Origin of the sequence: Ruminococcus callidus ATCC 27760, assembly GCF_000468015.1 — a bacterium.
GTDB classification, from domain to species: Bacteria; Bacillota; Clostridia; order Oscillospirales; family Ruminococcaceae; genus Ruminococcus_C; species Ruminococcus_C callidus.
The window spans coordinates 2,718-4,090 of the sequence record NZ_KI260349.1 but is presented as its reverse complement, the minus strand read 5'-3'; the positions used below and the strand labels follow the sequence as shown (position 1 = coordinate 4,090).

The following is a 1,373-nucleotide window of genomic DNA, read 5'->3' as shown; positions in this document are numbered from 1 at the left end:
TCAGGGGAGGCTATCATGAAAATTGATTTCCGTGCTTTATGTAGTATTTCCCTTGCAATTGTCAAATAAATATGGTATAATGAATGCATGGCAACGCGGTATTTGTGGAGTGCTGCCATATCTCAGAACAAAGGAGTCAGAAGAACATGAAGATTTGGATTGGATGCGACCACGCCGGTTACGAGCGAAAGCAGGAAGTGATCGCACTGCTGAAAGAACGGCAGTTGGAAGTGGAGGACTGTGGCTGTGACGGAGAGAGAGCCGATTATCCGGTGATCGCCAAGGCAGTTGGTGCCGCAGTAGCATCGCACTCCGGTGACATGGGAATTCTGATTTGCGGCACAGGCATTGGCATGTCGATCGCTGCCAATAAGATCCGCGGCGTTCGTGCCGCACTCTGTGCAGATGCGTTTTCTACCAAGTATACCCGTCTGCACAATGATGCCAATGTGATGTGCATGGGTGCCCGCACACTGGGCAGCGGTCTGGCACTGGAATTGGTGGAGATCTTTCTGGATACCCCGTTTGAGGGCGGCAGACACGAAAAGCGTGTGCATATGATCACAGAACTGGAACAGGAATGGTAACACAGGAGGAAAAAATTATGGCAGGAATTCATGTAGTAGATCACCCGCTGGTGCAGCATAAGATCTCACTGATGCGGGATAAAATGACAGGCGTAAAGGAATTTCGGGAACTGACTTCGGAAACAGCAATGCTGATTTGCTATGAGGCAACCAGAGATCTGCCGATGAAGGAAATCACGATCGAAACACATCAGGGAATCGCAAAGACCAAGGTCATCTCCGGCAGAAAGCTGGCATTCGTGCCGATTCTCCGTGCAGGTCTGGGACTGGTTGACGGCGTGACTTCGTTGATTCCGGCGGCAAAGATCGGTCATATCGGCATTTTCTGCGAACCGGGCACACATGATGCAGTGAAGTATTATTCCAAGATGCCGGACGATATTGCAGAACGGGAAGTTATCGTAGTAGACGCGATGCTGGCAACCGGTACTTCTGCGATCGCAGCGATCAAGGATCTGAAGGAAATGGGTGTCAAGAGCATTAAGTTCCTGTGCATTCTGGCTTGTCCGGAGGGACGCGATGCCCTGCTGGCAGCACATCCGGACGTGGACATCTACTGCGGCGGCGTGGACGAAAGCCTGAACGAAAAGGGCTATATCGTTCCGGGTCTGGGCGATGCCGGCGACCGTATTTTCGGCACAAAGTAAAAGGCAATACCGCACAAAGCCCGCCTGACGGTTTTGTGCGGACAACATCTGAAATAGATTTCAAAAAAACCGTAGCGGAGAGAATCGCTCTTTCCGCTGCGGTTTTTGTTGTTATGGCAATACCGCACAAAGATTGTGC

The 1,373-nt window shown here is 50.9% G+C and carries 2 protein-coding genes; both read left to right on the top strand.

All coding sequences use genetic code 11. The features are described from left to right. Positions 1-146 precede the first annotated feature (146 nt). Positions 147-587, top strand: coding sequence for a ribose 5-phosphate isomerase B (gene rpiB, locus RUMCAL_RS04695; protein WP_040647046.1), 441 nt, complete (start codon positions 147-149; stop codon positions 585-587). 17 nt (positions 588-604) lie between these two features. Continuing rightward, on the top strand, positions 605-1,234 hold the full coding sequence (gene upp / locus RUMCAL_RS04690; RefSeq protein WP_040647044.1) for a uracil phosphoribosyltransferase: 630 nt from the start codon (positions 605-607) through the stop codon (positions 1,232-1,234). Positions 1,235-1,373: the final 139 nt, after the last annotated feature.

Coding starts and splice junctions, on each gene's coding strand:
- rpiB (WP_040647046.1), top strand. CDS start 147: ATGAAGATTTGGATTGGATGCGACCACGCCGGTTACGAGCGAAAGCAG.
- upp (WP_040647044.1), top strand. CDS start 605: ATGGCAGGAATTCATGTAGTAGATCACCCGCTGGTGCAGCATAAGATC.